The sequence below is a fragment of the Halobacillus litoralis genome (assembly GCF_020524085.2).
Taxonomy (GTDB): Bacteria; Bacillota; Bacilli; order Bacillales; family Halobacillaceae; genus Halobacillus; species Halobacillus litoralis_E.
Genome location: NZ_CP129016.1, coordinates 3,551,062 through 3,572,126, shown reverse-complemented (window position 1 = coordinate 3,572,126; position 21,065 = coordinate 3,551,062). Strand labels below are relative to the sequence as shown.

The window sequence follows — 21,065 nt, the reverse complement described above, 5'->3', positions numbered from 1 at the left end:
ATAATGGACATGGACTTGGGAGTAAGCTAAGGTCATGGGCATAAGATGGGTTGATTACTATTCATTGATTTAGGGAATAGGCAGATTTACAATACTACATCATTCCTCCACGGAGGTGAACATAATGGAAGCCATGAATGTAATACAAAAGAAGTTACCGGGTTATGAATCCACATTTTTAGAACATATGAAAAAAGCGGATCTCCTCACTTTGCATCAATTGATACAAGCGATTTTTCGCGAGCATATCGTTCCTTATGAATGGAGGGACTCTGGAAACACATTGATCCTCTTATTAAACGATGGAGAACTTCACGTACCTGTGTCCAATCTCTACATATTTCACCACATCGATATTGATGGGGACATCCGCTTTCTGGATCGTGATGATAATCAAGCTTTGGTGGATAATTCCGAAACTTGCTTAAAACTGCTTTTCCCGGGAAATAATCGATCTGATTTTTATAAAGAAGTTCTCAACAGTGTGACGAACCTGGCCCTGGCACTAACAGTAGCGGAGCATAGAAGAAGACAAATCGAAACCCTGGCAGAAGATGCGTTTTCTTATGCAGTTACTCTAAAGAGCCCGCTTGATTTTTTCGAGCAGTGGGTGATCCAAGGACATACCATCCACCCTTGCAGCCGAACGAGAATGGGCGTTGCGCCTGAAGATGTCGCCCGGTATGCACCGGAATGGGAAGGGAATCCGGATGTACTGCCATTGCTCGTTCATAAAGACCGATATCATATGACTTCCAAAAACGGGAAGAGCACGAAGTCCATCCTTTTGGAAGAATACCCGGAGTTAAATAAAGGAGTTCAACACGTCTGTGAAAATCATGACTTAGATGCGGAGGACTATGAAATTATTCCGATTCATCCATGGCAATGGGAACATACCATCACAAAATATTATAAGGATGACTTGAAAGAAAAATTACTACTTCCGGTCAATGAATTTACCATCCCGACTTCCGCACTGATTTCTTTCCGGTCGCTTGCACCTCTAGACGACCGGTTCAAGCATCACATCAAAACCGCTGTCAATGTACAGATGACAAGCGCGGTCAGGACCGTTTCAGCGGCATCGACAAAAAATGGTCCTACTTTATCGCGACTCTTACAAACGGTCTTTAGTCGCGACGAGGCCCTCTCCCGGTCATTAACCGTCATGGGTGAGGAAGTTGGTATTCATTATAAGCCCGCACAAAAAGAAAATGAGAATTTCCTGCAAAAAAACGCAGCGGCGATTTTACGTGAAAATCCAGAACGTGATTTGGAGATAGGCGAAGTTGCAATTCCGGCGGCTTCTTTGCTCGCGCCTTCTCCGTTTTCAGGAAAGTTGATCGTAGAAGAATTGGCGGAATTCTATCCTTCGCCTGAGGGATTCATCTATGACTATGCGAAAACGGTCCTGCCTGGTGTGCTTACTTTGATCACGAAATATGGCATCAGCATGGAAGCACATCTTCAGAACTGTGTCGTCATTTTTGAAAAAGGAAGGCCAAAAAAGGCGGTACTCCGGGATTATGGCGGCATTCGGATTATGAATGAACGCTTAGAACAACATTTTGTTGAGCAGCCAATTGATCCAAGCACAAATCTACTTACTAAAGATCGGTCTGAGTTGTTGGATGTGTTCTCCCATGCGCTCTTCCATAATCATTTAGGGGAAATCATTGTGGCACTCGCTCGAATAACATCTGTAGAGGAAGAAAACATGTGGAGTAAAGTCGAGCTGGTGATCCACGAAACGTATGAACAAATGAAAGAAGATAAACAAATCCCCACTGAAGCCTTGCTCGATAAAGAGGAAATTCTTACAAAGCCGACGAAGATGAAGGCTCTCGTAAAAATGCGTTTGTCTGATCAATATACCGACAATCTTTATGTGGAAATTCCTCATCCTTTTGCCAAAAGAAAAGAGGTGGAACGAAATGATCCTGCCCTTAACTGAGCGTATAGATTCGCGGAATCCAGGCTTGCGTAGAGAAGAAGACAAGGTATTTCAATTCTTAAAAAACGCTCATCCTGCTAATGCCGCCCGTTTTTGGAAATGCCGGGCTGAAGCAAGAAAAGGGATCTTATTGAAGCTTGCGAATTCTATTATTCGGGAGAACATTGATGATGTTTATTCCGGTTCGACCATAATGGATGGTACATCTTCTTATTTTCGTAGAATGATGAGTGAAAGTGGATACGTATCATTAGAGGAAGAACGGACGTATTTACTGGTCCAAACACAGAGGAACAAAATATTATTTCCGATTTTAAATACATCGGCTTTCCGTTTTGTCGAGGTGGATGTGCCTGTGCTGATTGATGGGCAGCAAGTTCGTCCAGTATCTTCCGCTTCAGAGCTCGTGTTTCTTTTGTTTAAAAAAGAAGACTATCCAAATCGTGACTCCTTTGTCCAGGAGTTGAATAATGGAACGGCAAACCTTGCGCTCGCTCTAACTTTTCATGAGGAATGGAAGCAAAGGGTGCTTACAGAAGCTGCGAACCTTGATGCGAAAACATCCATCGATTATGTGTTGAAACAAGGGGAGGACACCCATTTATTTTTCGAACAACTGGTCGTTGACGGTCACCATCTTCATCCTGGTGCCAAGACGAAAATCGGACTAACCTATGAAGACACGTTCCGATACTCCCCGGAATTTCATCAGACATTTCCGATCCGTATGGCGGCCGTGAAGAAGTCATTGATATTGAGTACAGGAGCAACATTTGAATCCAGTTTTCCGGAAAGCGTTGAGGCTGGGCATAAGGAATTAAAGGACATGGGATACGAGAAGAGTCTGTACACGATTTTGCCTGTCCACCCTTGGCAGTATGACCATGCGATACCGGAGATTTATCAAAAGGAAATCGAAGATGAAGAAGTGATTCTTTTATCTTCACGACCTATGAATGTAGAGGCGACTTCTTCGTTCCGGACGGTGGCTCCTAAGAGGAAAGACGCACCTGTGTTAAAGCTTGCTGTAAACAGCCAGATGACGTCGACCGTCCGTTCGATTTCTACTCAAACAGCGATGAATGCTACCGTTTTTTCAAAAATGATACAGGAAATCAAAGAGAAAGAGCCACAGTTACATTCCTTTGTCCCTTTAAATGAATGGGGCGGGGCTGCTTTCCGATCTGAGGAGCGGTTGAAGAGTCGTAATTTGACGATGTTGATTCGCGAATCTCTCCAACCCCCTCCTGGAAGAAGGGGAAGTGGCGGTTGCTGGAATGAGCTTATACGCCCTGTCCCCGATCAGTGGTTTGACAATCTTATATGAGCTTGTCCAGGAATTTCAGACGAAACATCACCTTAATCGGAACCAGGCGGCCAAAGAGTTTTTCTGTTATTACGTACAAAAAGTGCTTCCAGGATATATGACGATGATGGTCAAGTATGGAGTGGCGTTGGAAGGACATCTGCAGAACAGTGTTCCTGTATTTAAAAATGGCCGTTTAACCCGCTTCTTTTTCCGGGACTGGGGCGGAGCAAGGGTTTATCCGGAACGCCTTCGCAAACAGGGAATCTCTCCAAAGTTTGCTGCTGATTCGGTCAGTGTGACGAATGATCGTTCTTCGATGCATAACAAGCTGTATTACACCGTTTTTCAAAATCATTTGGGAGAAATCATCCGTCAGCTGGTGCGTTATTCCGGATTACCGGAAGAGACATTTTGGATGGAAGTAAAAACAGTGGTAAAGGAAGAACTGGATCGTTTGTCACTGGTGGATGATTTGGCGGTACAAGTGGCGGAAGATCGAACGTTCTTATTCCAGCCGACGGTCATGCATAAGTCATTGACTCAAATGAGGCTGAGCAATAGTAAAGGGGATGCGTACACCGAAGTGCCGAACCCTTTAGCTTGAAGAAAGTGTGAGGATGTAGTTATGAGAATTGATCAGTATATCGAAAATAAAAAACGAGTACATGGTGGTCCCATTTGTGCCTATGTTTATGATTTAGGTCGGTTACGAAAGCAAGTGGACACGTTAAAAAGCGGTCTCCCGGCTTTTTGCCGGCTTTTTTATGCGGTGAAAGCGAATCCTGATCCACGTATTCTAGGAACTCTCGCCTCAATAGTGGATGGATTTGAAGTCGCGTCGGCCGGGGAGCTGTATAAAGTGCCTCATGAGAAACCAGTGCTTTTTGGTGCGCCCGCCAAAAAACAGGCGGAAATAGAGGAAGCGATTGAGGCAGGAGTAGAAGCCATTAACGTTGAGAGCTTCCATGATCTAAACCGTATCGAATGGTTATCCAACAGAAGAGAAACGGTCACTCCCATCCTGATCCGCGTCAATTTGAGTCGTGATGTCCCGGAAAGTCATCATATGATGTCCGGCGTCCCGACTCAATTCGGTGTTGATGAACGGGAAGTGCCGCAGATTATCCAAAAGGCGCTACAGATGGATCATGTAAGTGTAGAAGGTTTTCACTTTCACGCCATGTCCAATAACCTGAATGCTGAAGCTCATGTGCAATTTGTATCCATGTGTTTGGAAAAAGCGAAAAGTTGGCGGAACCGCTTTGAATTGGACATCCACACGGTCGATGTCGGAGGAGGCATCGGCATCAATTATTGGAATCCGGAAGAGGCGTTCGATTGGGACTTATTCACTTCAGGTCTTGAAAAATTAGAATCACAAATGGACGGGCTGACTTTAGTTCTTGAACTTGGAAGGTACATGACGGCGGCTGCCGGATCGTATGTGGCTGAGGTCATCGATGTAAAAGCCAACCATGATCATCATTTCGCCCTCATCCGGGGAGGCTCCCATCACCTCCGGCTCCCCGCTGCTTGGAAAATGAGTCACCCTTTCCGTGTTTATCCCATCGAGGACTGGGACGCTCCCTATGAAAGGCCGGGAATGAAGGATGCGGAAGTGACCATTGCCGGAGAGTTATGTACACCGAATGATGTTCTTGTGAAAAGTGGATATGTAGAAGAATTGAGAGCGGGAGATGTTGTGATTTTTGATTATGCTGGTGCCTATGCGTGGACGATTTCACATCATGAATTTTTAAGCCATCCCAAGCCGGAATTCATCTATTTGGAAGAAAAGAAATAGCCGTCACCTTTTGTGGCGGTTTTTTTATTGCTCCAAAAAGAAAGACTTGGTATGAGGAAAAAGGCGATGTTGTTAATCGGCTCTATTGGATGCTTATTTACAGTGATTTCATACGGGAAATGGTAAGATAGAAATAGAATAGCGTCGAAGAGAGGGGGAGAAGGGTGAATAAAAAGAATAGTAGAAATAGAGGCCGGTCATGGAGAGCCTTCCTTCTCCCCGTCTTTCTACTCGGACTCGTTTTCTTAACCATGAAAAGTCAGCTTGGGGATGGAATTATGAGCAGCTGGTCACCTGTTGAAGAAAAAGAACCGGATCTCCCTCAGCAGGTGCTGCAGTATGAAGATGAAATTGCAACTCACGCGGAGCAGGAAGGGATTAGTGAATACAAGGATATATTGCTCGCTTTGATGATGCAGGAGTCAGGTGGACGTGGGGACGATCCGATGCAGGCGTCAGAATCTCATTGCGGGGAAGTTGGCTGTATTGACAAACCTGAAAAGTCCATCGAGCAAGGGGTTGCTTATTTCGCAAAGACATTGGAACGTTCTGATGGGGATGTGAAACTAGCGCTTCAATCGTACAATTTTGGTGCAGGGTTCATTGATTTTGTCATGGACCATGGGGGAGAATATACGCAGGAATTAGCCATTGAATTTTCCTCCAAGAAATATGAAGAATTAAAACATACAGGGAAATACAGCTGTATCCGTGAAGAAGCTGAACAGTATGATGCCTGTTATGGAGACATTTATTATGTAGATGAGGTTCTTGACCACTATGAAGAAGATGGGGACCTACTCGCGACTTCTTCCTAATGGAGGATAAAAAAAGTCGACAACCTATTAAAGGTTGTCGACTTTTTTTATTGGATATGATTCAATTCCTCATTCAATTTCTTAGATTCGGACCTGAAATAGAGGTAGAAACCGATCCATATGATCAAATAAATGAGCAAGAATGAAAGGATGGATAAGAGAGCAGATGTTAGTTGAAAAGGAATCCATCCAATGCCGAAGCTGATGATGAAATAGAGCAGCGAGACCGTGAGGAAATGTAAGAGGGTTTGCTGCCAGAGTTTGAGTGTGGTGATTTCAAAATATAGTGGCGTTACAGAGAAGAACCAGCCACAGAACATGCTGCCAATCGGATTTCGGATAAGGGCATCACCTGAGAGTGTTTGCGCATCACCGAACCAAATAACGGCGAACGTCATCACTTGCATTGGAAAATTGTACAAATATCCAGGGACTCCTTAGAATGGATAGAAGAGGAAATATACGTTAAGAAGGGAGTCTTTCGTTATGAAAAAAGTTGTCCTGGCTGGAGGAACCGGCTTTATAGGAGAGTATTTTCAAAAAAAGATTCAAGGACCTGGGGTATGAGGTGAAAGTCATCTCCAGAAGGGAAGGGTACATTCATTGGGAGGATCAAAAGCTTATCATAGAGGCGATGGATGGAGCGGACATCCTTATCAATCTTGCAGGAAAATCTGTCAACTGCCGTTATAACGCTAAGAACAAGAATGAGATCATGATATCAAGAGTCGTAACTACGAATATCCTTGGAGAAGCGGTTCAGAAATGCGATCATCCACCGGAAGTTTGGCTGAACTCCAGTACGGCCACCATCTATCGTCACGCGGAAGATCGCCCGATGACAGAAGAACAAGGTGAAACCGGGATGGGTTTTTCCGTGGATGTGGCTACGAATTGGGAAAAAAACTTCTTCGCTTTCCGCACACCTGATACGCGAAAAGCCGCTCTCCGGACAGCCATCGTTTTAGGCGAAGAAGGCGGTGTGATGACCCCCTATAAAAACTTGGTGAGATTTGGGCTCGGTGGTCCTCAAGGTTCTGGAAAGCAGATGTTCAGCTGGATCCATGTGGAAGACCTGTTCAGGATCTGCCTGTTTTTGAAAGAGAATCAAGAGCTCGAAGGAGTTTTCAACTGCTCAGCGCCGAACCCTGTCACCAATGAAGAACTGATGCGCCTTCTCCGGGAAAAGTCAGACCGGTCTTTCGGACTGCCTGCACCGAAGTGGATGCTTGAAATTGGTTCGGCCCTCATTCGAACGGAAACCGAGCTTGTATTGAAGAGCAGGTGGGTGATCCCGCAAAGATTAGAGGAAGAGGGATTCACTTTTCAATATCCGGATCTTGATCGAACCTTGGAAAAAATCATAAGCAAATAGACTGGAAGACTAGGATAATATTTCAAATGTGTTACTATGTAATTACAAAAAATGTAAGTAGGGGTCAATGGGGAAGTAGAAAAAGTGGAGATTGCGGCATTTCAGCATCGACGTATGAAGTCCCTGAAGCTGCAAACTAAGTAGCCATGGTTTTAGATGGGAAATGGACTCCTAAGTATTTGGTTGAAATACGGTAGTGGTTGCTCCTGAAGTGAGCAACCTTCTTTTTTGATAAGCTTTGTAGGAGGAAGGTTAGGGAACTTATGGAAAAATGTTGAAAATACATAAGTTGAGGTGTAAAACTACACTGTAAATACAATCGGGGGAGGGAAAGATATGTCCGCCTTATCAAAGGAAGAGAAACAGAGGGTATTCCGGGAACAATTGAATCACTTGAAGGAAAATGGATACATAACCAATCATGAGTACAAAAGGCTGTTACAGGCGCAAGGGGCGTATATGGCAGACTATGAATCTATAGATAGAAAACATGAAGTCTATCAGCAAGAAGCACAGCCAGAACCTCCTCAGAAGCCGACACCAGCACCGACTCCTAAACCTGTGAAAAAGAAAAAAGAACGCACACCAGAGCAAATCCGCGAACGTAACATCACATGGACGCTGATTTTAGGTGTTTCCATCCTGTTGATCACAGGCTTGATCGTTGCGACGAGTCAGTGGGATCAGATGGGAGCGGGCACGAAAGTCGTTTCGATTTCATTTGTTTCGCTGTTTTTCTTCGCTTTGAGCTATGGCACCGGCAGATTCTTGAAAATCAAACAGACAGCTTTCGCCTTCTTGACACTCGGAAGCTTACTTATTCCCATTGTGCTTGTCGCGATTGGTTACTTTGAGCTGTTTGGCCCTTACCTATCTCTGAAAGGTGAGGGGAGGCACTTGCTCGGTTTGATGGGGACGGCGGTTCCGCTTCCTTTATATGTGAGGCATGCCTTCGTCCATCGCTCCCGGCTATATGTATGGATTGCACTCTTGTTTCTATCGCTTTCCGTAGGGTTCTTTCTTGGCGCACTTCCGTTATCTCTTGATGCTTTCTACCTGGGATTGATGTTGTACAATGCTGGATTGCTTGCCGGTTATATCCGTTTGAAGAACAGAGATCAGTTCCAGTTATTCATGAATGAGGTGCCTTTGTTCGCCCAGTTGAATCTAGTCATTTCTACTTTATTGATGCTGTTTTTCTTTGAAAACGAAGTGTTTTACAGTTTTAACCTGCTCCTGACAGCCAGTGTCTATATGGCGATGGTTTTTGTTTATAAAACGAAAGAATATCAGTTTGTCTTTTCAGTGATGCTCGTGTATGCCGTTTACCAACTCGTTGAGAATACGCCGTTGTATGCTGTCGATTCCCTTGTATATGCGCTTGTCGGCCTGCTTTATATTGGGTTTGCTTACGCGTTTAGAAACCACACCTTCATTGAAAAGGTATTCCGTTATACGAGTGGCGTCGTCTCGTTTTTGGCTTTCATCTATATTACTTATGAAAGCATCTTGATCACGGAGCAAACCAGCTCATGGCTTCTGCTTCTCGCCTATGTTGTTATCATGATCAATTATCTCGTCTTATCAAATGTCACGAACCATTTGATATTTACGTATTTAGCTCCTGTGTTCTTTTTTGTTTCAGCGGCCCAGTTGTGGGACTTGATCCAGACGGGTCCTTGGTCCCTCTTCCTATTTGTAACCGCTGCGCTCCTGTTTTTATATGGAGGCCTATGGACGAAAATCAAGTGGCTTCAGGTAGTGAAGGATAGCAGCCTTTACACGTCTTTATTTGTATTGACGGGGTGTTTATACTTCGCCCTTTACGACATGCAATATGGGTATAGTACAGTCATGCTGCTTATCGTCAGCCTGCTTTCTTATTTTGTGAAAAAGAGTGCTGCACAAGCCGATATGAACCGTACGGCAGTCTGGATGCTTCCATCAGCTTTAGTGGCTGCTTCTGCTATCTTTTATCAAAAGTTTCTCGAATGGGTGCCTGCTTACAGTGAAGGGTATTCGATTTCATTTCATTTGGCTTTTACAGCTGTACTTCTCCTTGGTCTCCACTTTCTATGGAAAAAGGCTGGAGAAGGCGACTTTGAGACATCGACTTTTTATATCGCTCAGGGCACCTACGTGGCTGCCATGCTTCTTCTGCTCGTAGATGACGGTGTGGACCCTGTGGTTGTCCGGCCGCTCTTGTTACTTGCCGGCATCGGAATGATGTACCTGCTTGTCCGCTATTCAAAAAAGACGTACTACTGGAGTTTTGTATCAGTCACGTCACTCGCTTTTTATACATCATTGATCGAGCCCTTGCGTATCGATTCATTTTCTAACGTACTGATGTATATGATCTTCGCTCCTGTGATCTTGATTGCTATCGGAGAGTGGGGGGCGAAAAGAGGAATGCGCCCGCATTTTTATATGCTGGGACATATCGTTCAGCCGTTCGTAGTCCTTCTCATCCTTCTGGATCAGTTGGGGACGGAAAATGTTCACCCTGTTCTGTTGATGATTCCAGTAGCGGTGTACGTCTTCAGTGCTTTGAAAGCAGGAAGAGAATCTGGAATTAAAACGATGTTATATGCTTCCCTGACGACTGGGTATCTTCTCATTGTCACGCTTCCGAAAGAACTTGGTTGGGATAAGTTTCCTTATGAATACGCCTTTTTGGCCAGCAGTTTTTTCTATGCGGTTCTATGGTTCTTCGTCACCTCACAGTGGAAAAAGCGGATAGAGTGGTACATCATTCCATTCTCCATTTTAGGTCTATTCGTCATCATAAGTGACGTTCGTTTTGAGGCGGAGAGAGAATGGCTGCTGGTCATTGCCTACACCGTTCTCAACCTTTTCTTCCTGCATAAGAGGTCATGGCCGCTTGTCCGCTTTCTTCCATTGATCTTGACCTTCGGGTTATGGGAAAAGCTGCGTGTGTTCTGGACCGATATGGATATGATCCTTGTCCTTGTTTTAGGGATCCTCGCTCTTCTTGGAGCAGGAAAGATCTTGCAAAAAAGACTGCTCGGTCCCGGATTCCGTGCTGATGCTTATACGTGGACCGCGCTTTTGTATATCGGTTATTTGAACTTGTACACCTTGTGGGATGAAAGTGTCTGGATACGCATTCTCCCTGTTGTACTTATCAGCTTGTGGTTTTATCTTGGCGGAAAGAAATGTACCGAAAAATTCCTTCAGAACGTCTTTTGTACAGGTGCGACACTCAGTATCTATGGGGCTTACTTGATGATCGCTGCCGCCTATAGTGCATTCATCCCTGATTTAATCATGGCAGAGATTCAGACCCTGCCGGTTTTACTTGTCCTTGCATTTGTAAGGAAAAACATATGGTCGGCTTCTGTTGATGTGATGTCCTACGTTCAGTTCGCTGTCTTGCTTTTGATTTCAGCCTATCTTGTCCTTGATGCGATCCAGAGCCACACCATTTGGGATGCCTGGATCATCGGAGGCTTATCACTCGTTTCATTGATTGCCGGCATGCAGCTCCGAATCAAATCGTACTTCCTTGTCGGGATGGGCGTCCTCATTTTCAACATCATCTACCAGACACGCCCTTACTGGGGCAATGTTCCATGGTGGGTCTACCTGTTGATTGCCGGGCTCGTTCTGATCGGAATTGCGAGTTATAACGAATGGCAGAAACAACGCTCGGAATCAGAGAAACCTGTTGAACAGAAGTGGATGAAGCTTTGGAAAGCATTTAAGAAATGGCAGTAGAGAGGGAGGCGTCACATGAGTTTTATTTTGCACACATTAAAAAACATGACCCTTGATTTCATCTCCATGATCAAAGGGTTCGCTTATGGATTTATCATGGTCGGATTATTTATTGGGCTTCTTGGCGGAGTCATCTATGGGGTGTTGTACTTGAGAAATCTCTTTCTGTAGGGAAAGCTATGCGGTTAACGGATGCTGCTACTACTTATTCTGTTGACCTCGTGTGGCCCTGCAGGAAATGATCATCGTCCTCCAGACATTCAAGGTTACAAGTACATGTTTTTTAATCACCTTCCTGGGCGCTTTGCATAAAATGTGAGGAGTCAAAGGAGGGTGATGGGGTGAACAATACAGGGAATCCACAAACGCAGGGGAGTGGAAGCCAGCCTCAAAATATCCATGATTTCTGCCGACATAACCTTTTTCAAATGGTACAGATTGAAATGGCTGATGGGCAGAAACATACCGGATTATTGCACAGCTATGATCAAAATCAAATGAATTTGATCATGCCCACCAGCCAGCAGGGCCAGAATAGGAGTGTTGACCATGAAGACAGTCGACTGTTTTTCCCATTCTTTGGACCGTTTGGGCTGTTCGGCTTCCCTTTTTGGGGAATCCGCAGATGGTGGCCGTATTATTATCCATATTCCTATTGGTGGTAAACACCGCAAAAGTCACTGAAAAGATTCAGTGGCTTTTTTGTTCTGTCTGACTATTTTTATGATACGATGAGTAAAAGGAATCATTTACCATAAGAGAGTGGGGATGGGATGAAAGAAAACCTGACGTTTGCCTGGATTGCTTCATGGTTTGCCCTTGTTGGACAGCTCGCCTTTTTTATTGTTGTCGCTTCAATTTCAGGAGAGTGGCGTTACGTGATGTGGAGTTTATTGGTCAGTTTAAGTGTCGGGGTTCCCAATATGATTCGGACGTGGCAGGCGCAGAAAAAGGCGGATGCGAGGAAAATATATCAGCAAGGGGAAGGTTCAGTATGATTGAAAGGATCGATACTATGTGTCTCGTAGTGAAGGACGTAGAAAAAGCAGGTACATGGTATGAGGAAAAGCTTGGATTTACCGTTTCTTTTAAAGGGGAAGGGTACCGGGTGCTGTCCATCGGCGATCATCCGGTCCCCTTGACCATTGAAGAGAATGAGACCGTGGGTCATCGAGTCGGAACTATCCGATCTTTTTCACGAAGGATTTAGATGAAACCTATGAAGAATTGAAAGAGAAAAAGGTGAACGTCGGGGATAAGCACAGAGACACGGAAAACTATTACTTTGATTTTTACGATTTAGATGGTAATCGTCTTCAAGTTTGTTGTTATTATTGAAGCGGTAAGAGTTTGTTTCCTTTTTAAGAATGAAGAGTTTATAAACTATGAAGGGGGAATGAAAAGTGAAAAGGTCCGCGGCGAACCAATCCTTGCATGGGGTTTGTGCAGGAATTGCGCATCATGTTGGCCTTTATCCTATGGCCATTCGTCTATTGTTTATTGTTACATTCCCGGTCTCATTCTTCCTTTACATCCTTCTTGCCAACACGATGGATGGTGATCGTCCTTCCATTTAGTTTTTTTACATAGAATATTAGATTATTTGAATCTTGAATATGCTTACTTGTACTTATTTCAGCAAGCCGCGTTTTCGCAAGTACACAGAAGAATCGTGATTCAATCTAATTGAGGACGAAAAAACGAAACCTTTGATTTTCCTTTGTGGGGTGAGTATCAATGACAGATGAGAAAAGAGAGTCGGAACATACAAAGTGGTACCTTTATGCAGTGGTTATATACTGGCTTTTATATACAGTGAAAATTTTCTATATAGAGGAGCGATGGTTCGATTTTGTTTTCTATGGTTTGACCATGACAGGTATTGCAGCTTTTGCCATGATTGAATTCAGAAAACGTAAGCTGGTCGTTTCCTTGGTTGCGTTTTTATTGTTTTTTGCTTATTTGTTTGAGTTCGTCCCTGTCCCCCTCCCATAAAAAGGATGCTGGAGAGGGTTATAGTCAAGTCATGTATCCTGACCGGCAGTGGCCGATGATTAAAGTGAAATGAATGTTTTTTTGTCAAGGGGATCCAGAATTGTTTGCCCCCATTGATTAAATAATCAGTCCTTTCTCTATTCCCCTATAAGTCTCCTCCTTTAAAGATCCCTGATTGTTTCTTCTTTCTTTTTTTTTCTGAGCATTCTTATCCTTTGATTCATGCATGCAACCGGTGAGATCGGTGAGAATCATTAGGATTATGAGTGTTGTTTTCCTCACATTCGACCTCCTGATGTTCAAGCTCATCTCATTGTAATCCCATGAATCTATGCTTGAAAGGGTTAGGGTATGTTTTAATAGAAGAACAATGATTAGATAGAGACTCCCATATATAGAGAAAACATTCCGAAAACTATAGTATGGGAAATTTGGCGGATATAATCATTAAGCTTTTGTAGTGAAAGGGGAAGCAGTCATGGGAGTTACATTTGAAAAGCTGACGGAGCCAACGGCACAAATCGCATCAGCATACGATCGATGGGAAAATGATACATCACTCATTCCGATGGTTCGACCGAATCCGGATCAAGAAGCATTGGAGAAAATGTATGAAGTGACAACAGAAAATTTGGAACAGCGGTTGAAGAATCATGAGATTTTCCTGATTTATATGGATGATGAACTCGTTGGAGAGATGAATTACATGATCAACCCTGGTCATCTACATAAAAAAGAACAGGATACAGCGTGGATTGGGATTACCATTGGTGAGGAAGCTGGTCGAGGGAAAGGAATTGGATTTGAAGCCATGAGGTACCTGGAGGATCGAATCAAAGAGAAAGGATTAGACCGGGTGGAGCTTGGAGTGTTTGAATTTAATACAAAGGCACAGAAACTTTACCGGAAGCTTGGGTATAAAGAAATTGCTAGAATCCCTGATTTCACGTATTGGAACGGTAGCAAGTGGGCGGATATCCGTATGGAGAAATTTTTGTGAATGAGATGGAAACACGGAATTTAAATTGGGAAAAAATAAAACGGAATGTGGATGGGCAGAAAGTCCAAAAACTCTTATAATAGGAGTAGTGAAGTTTGTTAACTATTCAATAGATAGAAAAGGAGGCCCGATATGCGACACGATATACAACCGAACGAACGCGCTTTCTCTACGAAGGAAGTAGCAGAAGAAGTCGGGATCGCCACAACGACGGTCAGACGGTATGGGCAGCTTTTGGAACAGAACGGGTATGAGTTTTTCAAAGACGGCGACCGGCGGATTTTTGTGAGGTCAGATGTCGAGGCTCTCATTAAGATCCGTGATTCGGAAATGCCGAAAGAAGATAAAATAAAAGAAATCGTAGAAGAGCAGAAGGAGCTTCTCGCAGGCTATGAATCAAGGGAACTCGCTCTTTCAGATACATATGACGGAACGGAGATGCAGGATTCCGATCAGATGAAAGAGATGTTCCGTTTCCTTGCCAGTGAGCTTGCGGCCTCAAGAGAAATGAACGTTCAGTTGAAAAATGATATGGCTGAACTGAAAACGACCGTCTCCCGTTTAAAACAGGATCACCATGTGATCAGCTCCGGAGTCGGGAATTTTTCACAAAAGACGCATACGAAAATGGATAAGATGATGCAGCAGCAGAAAGAGCAGTATGAAGAGCTGCTTCGTGAAGAGCAGGAAAAGTCGGAGTATCTCCAAAAAGAAATTCGGGAGATGCGCGAGGAACAGAAGAAAGAGTGGCGCTCTCAGAGCGAGTTCAATGAACGGTTGGAACATTCGGTCAAACATTCCCGCGGAACGCTCGGTAAAATCATGTCCTTATTCAAAAAATAGCAGCGAGAGACGCTTGAATCCATGAAGGTTCAAGTGTTTTTTGTATAAAATTACAGGGAGGGTGAGTGGATGAAGCGTTTGACCTTTGTCTTTATGCTTGTACTGCTTGGTGCCATGCCTGTAGATGCTTATGTCCTTAAAGAGGAAGTTGTAGAGCGGTCGAGGGACGTAGAATTCGCCCAACTTCCATCAATCATCATTCTTCATGATTCTGAGATGAAAAGAAAGGTAGAGGTCGGATCCATTACGGAGATTATGACGATTACTGAGGGTATATATGGTGCGGCCCGTGTAGACGGTTTATGGACGAAAGGGGAGAAACTTGGAACCCTGGACTTTGGAGATGAAGAACTGTACCACATCTATTATGGGATGGAGCGGAAAACCGTCTACGTGCAGGCAGATGAAGAAACCTGGTCCATGTCCAGAACAGCTTTCTTCGAACTTTTTTATCCTTCCATCCACAGCCGTCAACTTCCTCCAGGAGCAAACGGGGATGCCCAACCGCTTCCGCCGGGGCGAGACGTTCAACCAGATGATCTTCTTCCTTTATAAACGAACGTATGTTTTCAGACCAATGGTGTAGATGATATTCCTTCCATTCTCGGATTCAAGTCGATGACTTTTCCCATAACCTAAGGAGTAAGGAGGTTATGAACAATGAGTATCGTGATTTTTAGTGGAACACCGAGAACGAATGGACGGACAAAGATTGTCGCTCAGACATTACAACATAAATTGAATGGCACGTTGGTCGACTTGAGCAAACTGGATCTTCCATTATTCAATGGAGAAGAGTCGCAGAGGAATCATCCTTCTGTCCAGTGGCTGCAGAGGGTAGTTGCCGAAGCGGACGGTTTTATTTGGGTGTCGCCGGAATACCATAATGGTATGAGTGGCGCGTTGAAAAATGCGCTCGAATTTTTAAGTGGATTCCATTTTAAAGGGAAACCGACCTTGCTCCTTGCTGTTGCCGGAGGTGGGAAAGGCGGAATCAATGCGCTGAATCAAATGCGCACAGTGGGACGTGGACTCTACGCAGCGGTGGCTCCTAGTCAGCTGGTTTTTGATCCGGAACACTTTGAAGGGGATCGTTTGAGACCGGAAATGGAAGAGAAGCTTGATCTGTTGTTGGCGGAATCCATGGCGGATCGTTTCGTGGACATGAAGAGCAGTTGAATGGGAGTTATTTGAGAATTCGACAAAGTTATTTAAGTATCCGACATCGTTATTTAAGAATCCAGATGGGATAATTAGGGATTCGACAAACTCACTTGAGAATTCGACAAAACCAAAAAGGGGGGGCAAAATGAGTGGATATGAACGGGTGGAAGAATTGAACATTATGAAAGTGATTGCTGAAACGCTTAACCGGTGTAATGATATGACCACGATGCTTCAGACGGTGTTGGAAAAATTGCTGGAGCTGACTAAGCTTGATGCGGGATGGGTTTTTCTCATCGACACTCCAGAAAATTATGTGCTTGCTGCTCATCATGGACTTCCACCAGCTTTATCGTGGGGGGAATACATGCCGATGTGCAGTGGGGATTGTCACTGCTTGAGCCGTTATCGCAATGGGAAGCTGAACCAGCCGGTGAACATCATAGAATGTAAACGGCTGAATGAAGCGGTTCAGCACGCCTGGGGGGAGACGAATGGGATTACCCACCATGCCACCATTCCGCTTGGGGACGGAGAAGAATCTTTCGGTTTGTTGAACGTCGCTTCTCCTGGGAAAGAAAAATTTTCACAGGAAGAATTGACGTTGCTTCAATCACTCGGCTTCCAAATCGGGACAGCCATCCGCCGAACACGTTTGTATCAAGATGAGCGGAGGCGTGCGGAAAGCTTTGAGAAATTGAACCAGCTCGCCGGGTTTTTATGGTCTGCGGATGACTTTTATGAGTTACAAGAGATTTTGGAAAAAGAAGGCTGCCAGATTTTCGGGTGGTCATCCACTGGGTGTTATATAAAAAATGAAGAGGGCAAAAAGCCTTTTCATATGTTGACAGATGAAGTCAAGGTGGAAGAATCCCTTGCTGTGCTACCCTTGATGAGACAAAAGGATGTATTGGGATACATATGGATTGAATCACAAGAAGGCACCTCGTTTCAGCCTGGGGACCGGGAATTCCTCCATGCACTGGGGCGACATTTGTCACTGGTTTATGAAAGCATCGCGCTAAAAGAAAAAAGGCAGGAATTGCTCCTACATGAGGAAAGGAAACGCCTGGCCCGCGACTTGCATGATTCTGTGAATCAGAAGCTATTTTCCTTATCGTTGACGGCTAAGGGAGCGAAGGAGATCGTGTCCAAGTATGACTCATCGCTTGGAGAATTGATGGATGACATGCTGTCCATGTCCCAGCAGTCTTTGAGAGAGATGCGTTCATTGATTTGGCAGCTGCGTCCCGTTGGACTCGAAGAAGGATTGATTTCTGCAATGAAGAAATATGGCGAGCATCTTGGAATCTGTATTCAGTTTGATATGGAGCGTCTCCCTGACTGGTCGCGACAGGCAGAGGAAACGCTCTGGCGGATCAGTCAGGAAGCGATGAACAATGTCGCGAAACACGCGAATGTGAATGAGGTTACAGTCCGCCTTTTTGATACAGAAGAAGGAGCGGGGATGACTGTGACGGATCATGGGAGTGGATTTCAGGTAGAAGCGGATGACGATCGGCGGACACTTGGACTGATCAGCATGAAGGAACGGGCAGAACTGTTAGGTGGGAAACTTTTTGTGAGAAGCGAACCGGGAGCAGGAACAACCATTGAGGTCTTTTTACCTCATCGAAAGGAGAGGGGGGAGTGAGTATGAAAATTAGAGTGATGCTCGTAGATGATCATCTTGTGGTGTTAAGAGGGTTGAAATTTTTTCTGAATACGCAAGAAGATATAGAGGTCATCGGTGAAGTAGAGAATGGGGAGAAGGCGCTAAGGGCATATGAAGAATGGAAGCCGGATGTTGTGCTGATGGACTTGATGATGCCGGTCATGGATGGAGTAGAAGCGACGAAAAAATTACGCCAAGCCCATCCGGAAGCAAAGGTGGTCGTCCTGACAAGTTACTCTGATCAAGATCATGTTATTCCTGCCTTACAAGCCGGAGCTGTGGGCTACCAGTTGAAAGATGTCGACCCCGATGAACTTGTAAAAACAATTGTAGCCGCGTCCAAAGGCGAGAAACTGCTCCACCCAAAAGCGACGAATCTACTTTTGGAGCAAATGAGCAGTGGAGCGGAAAAGAAAGAACCTGGCGTCCATTTCAAGCTGACGAACAGGGAGAAAGATGTGCTGTATCAAATCACCCTGGGGAAAAGCAACAAGGAAATTGCCAGCGACTTGTACATAACAGAAAAAACGGTTAAGACGCATGTGAGTAATCTATTAAGCAAACTGCAGGTCCATGATCGTACTCAGGCGGCGATTTATGCGATGAAAGAGGATCTCTTTGCCGACCGTTCTGATGTTGAAGGTTAAAAGTATCTCCCGATTTGCGGGAGGTGCTTTTTTTATAGATGAATGATGAAACCTATGTGCAGGATGAACCGTATGAAAATGGAAATGTATTTTTCTTACATTGTGTGTCTTGATTATTTTCTTAAGGTTCAAGTAATAACAATTTGTAAAGGAGAGACGATGGATGAACAAATGGGCTTGGATTTCATTGGGGATGGTACTTATGAATGTCTTTTTATTTTTTATGTTTCGTGGACCGAACGTCCATCTGCCTTTGGTGGTGACCATTGAAAGTTCCCTTTCCATCATAGGTATCGTCTGTGCGGTGTTATCTAAGAAAATCATCGCCGGGACCGCAGGGTTCGTATTGAACGGGGGCGTGCTCGTTGTTATGTTCTTTCTTCTTCTTGCAATGGGAATAAGCGAACCTTAAAGAAAGGAGAGGTGACCATTCGTCCAAAGATTCATATGACTAATCTGATTTTATTCGTACTTTTATTAGGGTGGGGGTTTTTTCTTTATTTCGTTACTCCCTTCGTAGAACAGGAAGATCCCTATATAGGTGAAACCCTTAGTATTCTACTGGTCTATGTAATCTGGGGGATCGGCTACCTTCTTCAATTGAAACAGCCTACGATAAAGCGTGCGGTGGCTGTATTGCTTATATCTTGAGGGATGCAAGTGTTGCTTTTTTACAGCCTCAATTATGTTATGGAATTCTTTGAGTGGTTGTTCGAATAAATGATGAAGGAGAGGAAAGTTATGAAGAAATTATATCGCTCCACGAATGAAAGTCAGCTGTCAGGGGTTCTCGGCGGTCTCAGTGAAACGTATAACATGGATGTGAGTATCCTGAGGATCATCGTGGTCGTATCTGGATTTTTTACAGGAGGATTAACTTGGCTCATTTATTTGGTAGCTGCAATAGTTATGCCGACGGATCGACAGGTAAGGAAGTAAAAGGAGAGGGCAGTGATGATGGAATGTTTCCTATATGCGGGCATCATCCTTGCATACATCTATGCTGTTCGAGGGATTTTTTGTGAAACTTTAGTGCCATCGCCGCGTAGATACATATATAAACTTAATAGATGGGAGCGGTCATTATCGAACACGTCATCCAGGTCGAAAACTTGTCCAAGTCGTTTGGAGCAACAGAAGCGGTTAAAAACCTTTCGTTTACGGTAAGTAAAGGGGAAATCTTCGGGATCATCGGGCCTAATGGAGCTGGTAAGACGACGACACTTGAGATATTGGAAGGGATTCAGAAACCAACATCAGGAGAAGTGGAGGTGCTCGGGCTGAATCCTGAGAAACAGCTGCGTGAACTGAATCGCAGGATTGGTGTGCAGTTCCAGGCGACCTCCATCCAGAAGAAGATGAAGGTGAAAGAAGCGCTGGATTTGTTCTCAAGCTTTTACAAAGGGAATACCCAAAAGGATCACCTGATTGATATGCTCGGCCTCGGTGAGAAACTCAACGTCCACTTTGAAGACCTTTCTGGTGGTTGGAAACAGCGGGTCACCCTTGCTCTTGCGACGTTGCACCAGCCTGAACTGTTGTTTTTGGATGAACCGAGCATGGGCCTTGATCCTCATGCACGGCGTGAAATGTGGGGGATGATTCGCACCTTAAGGGAGAATGGAAGCACAATTGTTGTGACCACGCATTATATGGAGGAAGCGGAAAAGCTTTGTGATCGTGTCGCGATGATCTATAGCGGGGAGCTAAAAGCATTGAATAACCCTGATGCTCTTCTGGATGACGTCGCGACCCATTACCTTGCTTTTGAAAGTGAACAGATGTCTTATGAGTACCTGTTGACGCTAGGTGATGTGGTGCGTGTAGAAAAAGAAGAGGGGAACTTTAAAGTGTTCAGTGAAGATCTCCAACATACCTCCTATCAAATTTTCTCCTACTGCCATGACGAAAATATCAAACTGAAGAACTTTAAATTTGACCGAGGTTCCCTTGATGACTTGTTCGTTCAATATTTAGAAAAGGAGAAAATAGGATGAATACTGTAGTAAAGCTCGCAAACTTGGAAACGAAAATGTTCTTCCGCGATCGTCTCAGTGTTTTTTGGACGTTTCTTTTTCCTGTTGTGATGATCTGGTTGTTCGGCTCGATGTTCAGTGGCGATATGGCTGGTCCTTTTACCTTTGCTGAAGTCTTCATCCCGTCGTGGATCGGTGTCAATATTGTGACCACTTCGTTCTTTACTTTAGGTACCGTACTTGCCGGCTATAGAGAAACAGGGGTTCTCCGCAGGTATCAATCAACCCCGCTTCAACCGTGGAAGATTCTCGCCGCCCATACGATCCAGGGAACAGTGATTTTCATCATTTCTGCCCTATTGCTTATGATTTTCGGGATGGTTATGTACGACCTTCAGCCTCCTGTGTATATAGGAAGTACGCTTTTGGCTCTATTCATCAGCATTCTCGCCTTTTTCCCGTTTGCGCTTTTCGTTACATCTTTGGCTAAAAACACTCAGTCGGCAGCGGCCATCAGTTCGCTTTTTCTAAACCTGATGCTTTTTCTCTCTGGAGCTACGTTTCCGCTGGAGATGATGCCAACCATTCTTCAATATGTAGCGAAGGTTTTGCCGTTGTATTATGTCATTCAATTGCTGCGTGGAACTTGGAATGAGGCTCCAATCTCTGAATTCGGTCTCGAAGTCGGGATATTACTAGGAATTGCGGTCATATCCATTGTGCTAGCTTCCCGTTATTTCAAGTGGAGTGATAAATAGCGG

At 44.4% G+C, this 21,065-nt stretch carries 25 protein-coding genes and 1 pseudogene; 24 read left to right on the top strand and 2 right to left on the bottom strand.

Annotated elements, in window-relative coordinates:
* The first annotated feature begins 124 nt into the window (after positions 1-124).
* From LC065_RS18330 to LC065_RS18310, 5 genes are all read left to right on the top strand, one after another.
* Positions 125-1,957, top strand: coding sequence for an IucA/IucC family protein (locus LC065_RS18330; protein ID WP_226588298.1), 1,833 nt, complete (start codon positions 125-127; stop codon positions 1,955-1,957).
* Positions 1,938-3,284, top strand: a complete 1,347-nt coding sequence (locus LC065_RS18325) for an IucA/IucC family protein (RefSeq protein ID WP_306163617.1) — start codon at positions 1,938-1,940, stop codon at positions 3,282-3,284. The genes LC065_RS18330 and LC065_RS18325 overlap by 20 nt, the downstream gene beginning before the upstream one ends.
* Positions 3,235-3,870 carry an IucA/IucC family C-terminal-domain containing protein gene (locus LC065_RS18320; RefSeq protein WP_306163616.1) on the top strand — a complete coding sequence of 212 codons (636 nt, stop codon included), beginning with the start codon at positions 3,235-3,237 and terminating at the stop codon, positions 3,868-3,870. Before LC065_RS18325 ends, LC065_RS18320 begins: the two co-directional genes overlap by 50 nt.
* Positions 3,871-3,891: 21 nt before the next feature.
* Positions 3,892-5,070 (top strand): type III PLP-dependent enzyme, encoded by a 1,179-nt coding sequence (locus LC065_RS18315; protein ID WP_226588301.1) that lies wholly within the window; start codon positions 3,892-3,894, stop codon positions 5,068-5,070.
* A gap of 164 nt (positions 5,071-5,234) precedes the next feature.
* Positions 5,235-5,888 carry a lysozyme family protein gene (locus LC065_RS18310; RefSeq protein WP_226588303.1) on the top strand — a complete coding sequence of 218 codons (654 nt, stop codon included), beginning with the start codon at positions 5,235-5,237 and terminating at the stop codon, positions 5,886-5,888.
* A 47-nt stretch (positions 5,889-5,935) separates the two neighbouring features.
* Here LC065_RS18310 and LC065_RS18305 read toward each other — a convergent pair whose 3' ends face one another.
* Positions 5,936-6,310, bottom strand: a complete 375-nt coding sequence (locus LC065_RS18305) for a DUF3021 domain-containing protein (RefSeq protein WP_226588305.1) — start codon at positions 6,308-6,310, stop codon at positions 5,936-5,938.
* A gap of 64 nt (positions 6,311-6,374) precedes the next feature.
* On the opposite strand from LC065_RS18305, the pseudogene LC065_RS18300 reads away from it, so the two are divergent.
* The 9 genes and pseudogenes from LC065_RS18300 (at position 6,375) to LC065_RS18265 (ending at position 12,999) form a co-directional block, all read left to right on the top strand.
* A pseudogene (locus LC065_RS18300) lies at positions 6,375-7,263 on the top strand (TIGR01777 family oxidoreductase).
* A 336-nt stretch (positions 7,264-7,599) separates the two neighbouring features.
* A complete protein-coding gene (locus tag LC065_RS18295; RefSeq protein WP_226588309.1) occupies positions 7,600-11,004 on the top strand; it encodes a hypothetical protein in 3,405 nt (1,134 codons plus the stop codon).
* A 15-nt stretch (positions 11,005-11,019) separates the two neighbouring features.
* Entirely contained in the window at positions 11,020-11,175 is a 156-nt protein-coding gene (locus tag LC065_RS18290; RefSeq protein ID WP_226588311.1) for a hypothetical protein, read from the top strand.
* Between the two features lie 170 nt (positions 11,176-11,345).
* Entirely contained in the window at positions 11,346-11,669 is a 324-nt protein-coding gene (locus LC065_RS18285; RefSeq protein WP_306163615.1) for a hypothetical protein, read from the top strand.
* A gap of 108 nt (positions 11,670-11,777) precedes the next feature.
* Positions 11,778-12,002: a hypothetical protein gene (locus LC065_RS18280; RefSeq protein WP_226588315.1), complete on the top strand. Its 225-nt coding sequence runs from the start codon at positions 11,778-11,780 to the stop codon at positions 12,000-12,002.
* On the top strand, positions 11,999-12,214 hold the full coding sequence (locus LC065_RS18275) for a VOC family protein (protein ID WP_226588317.1): 216 nt from the start codon (positions 11,999-12,001) through the stop codon (positions 12,212-12,214). The genes LC065_RS18280 and LC065_RS18275 overlap by 4 nt, the downstream gene beginning before the upstream one ends.
* Before the next feature lie 32 nt (positions 12,215-12,246).
* Entirely contained in the window at positions 12,247-12,342 is a 96-nt protein-coding gene (locus LC065_RS20615) for a hypothetical protein (protein ID WP_371933367.1), read from the top strand.
* 65 nt (positions 12,343-12,407) lie between these two features.
* A complete protein-coding gene (locus LC065_RS18270; RefSeq protein ID WP_226588319.1) occupies positions 12,408-12,581 on the top strand; it encodes a PspC domain-containing protein in 174 nt (57 codons plus the stop codon).
* A 160-nt stretch (positions 12,582-12,741) separates the two neighbouring features.
* A complete protein-coding gene (locus tag LC065_RS18265) occupies positions 12,742-12,999 on the top strand; it encodes a hypothetical protein (protein ID WP_226588321.1) in 258 nt (85 codons plus the stop codon).
* Between the two features lie 117 nt (positions 13,000-13,116).
* Here the strand turns inward: LC065_RS18265 and LC065_RS18260 are convergent, their stop codons facing one another.
* A complete protein-coding gene (locus LC065_RS18260; RefSeq protein ID WP_226588323.1) occupies positions 13,117-13,281 on the bottom strand; it encodes a hypothetical protein in 165 nt (54 codons plus the stop codon).
* Positions 13,282-13,477: 196 nt separating this feature from the next.
* Between LC065_RS18260 and LC065_RS18255 the strand changes: the two genes are divergently transcribed.
* From LC065_RS18255 to LC065_RS18210, 10 genes are all read left to right on the top strand, one after another.
* On the top strand, positions 13,478-13,999 hold the full coding sequence (locus tag LC065_RS18255) for a GNAT family N-acetyltransferase (RefSeq protein WP_226588325.1): 522 nt from the start codon (positions 13,478-13,480) through the stop codon (positions 13,997-13,999).
* 132 nt (positions 14,000-14,131) lie between these two features.
* Complete coding sequence (locus LC065_RS18250; protein WP_226588327.1) at positions 14,132-14,842, top strand: helix-turn-helix transcriptional regulator; 711 nt, start codon at positions 14,132-14,134, stop codon at positions 14,840-14,842.
* A 69-nt stretch (positions 14,843-14,911) separates the two neighbouring features.
* Positions 14,912-15,397: a hypothetical protein gene (locus LC065_RS18245; protein WP_226588329.1), complete on the top strand. Its 486-nt coding sequence runs from the start codon at positions 14,912-14,914 to the stop codon at positions 15,395-15,397.
* A 105-nt stretch (positions 15,398-15,502) separates the two neighbouring features.
* The gene (locus LC065_RS18240) at positions 15,503-16,021 is read left to right on the top strand and encodes an NADPH-dependent FMN reductase (protein ID WP_306163614.1); all 519 of its coding nucleotides are present in this window, start codon (positions 15,503-15,505) and stop codon (positions 16,019-16,021) included.
* Between the two features lie 130 nt (positions 16,022-16,151).
* Entirely contained in the window at positions 16,152-17,660 is a 1,509-nt protein-coding gene (locus tag LC065_RS18235) for a GAF domain-containing sensor histidine kinase (RefSeq protein WP_306163613.1), read from the top strand.
* Positions 17,661-17,662: 2 nt separating this feature from the next.
* Positions 17,663-18,328, top strand: coding sequence for a response regulator (locus LC065_RS18230; RefSeq protein ID WP_226588335.1), 666 nt, complete (start codon positions 17,663-17,665; stop codon positions 18,326-18,328).
* Between the two features lie 163 nt (positions 18,329-18,491).
* Entirely contained in the window at positions 18,492-18,740 is a 249-nt protein-coding gene (locus tag LC065_RS18225) for a hypothetical protein (RefSeq protein ID WP_226588337.1), read from the top strand.
* 329 nt (positions 18,741-19,069) lie between these two features.
* The gene (locus LC065_RS18220; RefSeq protein ID WP_226588339.1) at positions 19,070-19,267 is read left to right on the top strand and encodes a PspC domain-containing protein; all 198 of its coding nucleotides are present in this window, start codon (positions 19,070-19,072) and stop codon (positions 19,265-19,267) included.
* Positions 19,268-19,413: 146 nt separating this feature from the next.
* Positions 19,414-20,325: an ABC transporter ATP-binding protein gene (locus LC065_RS18215; RefSeq protein WP_226591603.1), complete on the top strand. Its 912-nt coding sequence runs from the start codon at positions 19,414-19,416 to the stop codon at positions 20,323-20,325.
* Positions 20,322-21,062 carry an ABC transporter permease gene (locus LC065_RS18210; RefSeq protein ID WP_226588341.1) on the top strand — a complete coding sequence of 247 codons (741 nt, stop codon included), beginning with the start codon at positions 20,322-20,324 and terminating at the stop codon, positions 21,060-21,062. The genes LC065_RS18215 and LC065_RS18210 overlap by 4 nt, the downstream gene beginning before the upstream one ends.
* The last annotated feature ends 3 nt before the right edge of the window (positions 21,063-21,065 follow it).

What these genes read in the sequence shown, in the direction of transcription:
- LC065_RS18330 (WP_226588298.1), top strand. Translation starts at nt 125, where the DNA reads ATGGAAGCCATGAATGTAATACAAAAGAAGTTACCGGGTTATGAATCC.
- LC065_RS18325 (WP_306163617.1), top strand. Translation starts at nt 1,938, where the DNA reads ATGATCCTGCCCTTAACTGAGCGTATAGATTCGCGGAATCCAGGCTTG.
- LC065_RS18320 (WP_306163616.1), top strand. Translation starts at nt 3,235, where the DNA reads ATGAGCTTATACGCCCTGTCCCCGATCAGTGGTTTGACAATCTTATAT.
- LC065_RS18315 (WP_226588301.1), top strand. Translation starts at nt 3,892, where the DNA reads ATGAGAATTGATCAGTATATCGAAAATAAAAAACGAGTACATGGTGGT.
- LC065_RS18295 (WP_226588309.1), top strand. Translation starts at nt 7,600, where the DNA reads ATGTCCGCCTTATCAAAGGAAGAGAAACAGAGGGTATTCCGGGAACAA.
- LC065_RS18290 (WP_226588311.1), top strand. Translation starts at nt 11,020, where the DNA reads ATGAGTTTTATTTTGCACACATTAAAAAACATGACCCTTGATTTCATC.
- LC065_RS18280 (WP_226588315.1), top strand. Translation starts at nt 11,778, where the DNA reads ATGAAAGAAAACCTGACGTTTGCCTGGATTGCTTCATGGTTTGCCCTT.
- LC065_RS18275 (WP_226588317.1), top strand. Translation starts at nt 11,999, where the DNA reads ATGATTGAAAGGATCGATACTATGTGTCTCGTAGTGAAGGACGTAGAA.
- LC065_RS18265 (WP_226588321.1), top strand. Translation starts at nt 12,742, where the DNA reads ATGACAGATGAGAAAAGAGAGTCGGAACATACAAAGTGGTACCTTTAT.
- LC065_RS18255 (WP_226588325.1), top strand. Translation starts at nt 13,478, where the DNA reads ATGGGAGTTACATTTGAAAAGCTGACGGAGCCAACGGCACAAATCGCA.
- LC065_RS18250 (WP_226588327.1), top strand. Translation starts at nt 14,132, where the DNA reads ATGCGACACGATATACAACCGAACGAACGCGCTTTCTCTACGAAGGAA.
- LC065_RS18245 (WP_226588329.1), top strand. Translation starts at nt 14,912, where the DNA reads ATGAAGCGTTTGACCTTTGTCTTTATGCTTGTACTGCTTGGTGCCATG.
- LC065_RS18240 (WP_306163614.1), top strand. Translation starts at nt 15,503, where the DNA reads ATGAGTATCGTGATTTTTAGTGGAACACCGAGAACGAATGGACGGACA.
- LC065_RS18235 (WP_306163613.1), top strand. Translation starts at nt 16,152, where the DNA reads ATGAGTGGATATGAACGGGTGGAAGAATTGAACATTATGAAAGTGATT.
- LC065_RS18230 (WP_226588335.1), top strand. Translation starts at nt 17,663, where the DNA reads ATGAAAATTAGAGTGATGCTCGTAGATGATCATCTTGTGGTGTTAAGA.
- LC065_RS18225 (WP_226588337.1), top strand. Translation starts at nt 18,492, where the DNA reads ATGAACAAATGGGCTTGGATTTCATTGGGGATGGTACTTATGAATGTC.
- LC065_RS18220 (WP_226588339.1), top strand. Translation starts at nt 19,070, where the DNA reads ATGAAGAAATTATATCGCTCCACGAATGAAAGTCAGCTGTCAGGGGTT.
- LC065_RS18210 (WP_226588341.1), top strand. Translation starts at nt 20,322, where the DNA reads ATGAATACTGTAGTAAAGCTCGCAAACTTGGAAACGAAAATGTTCTTC.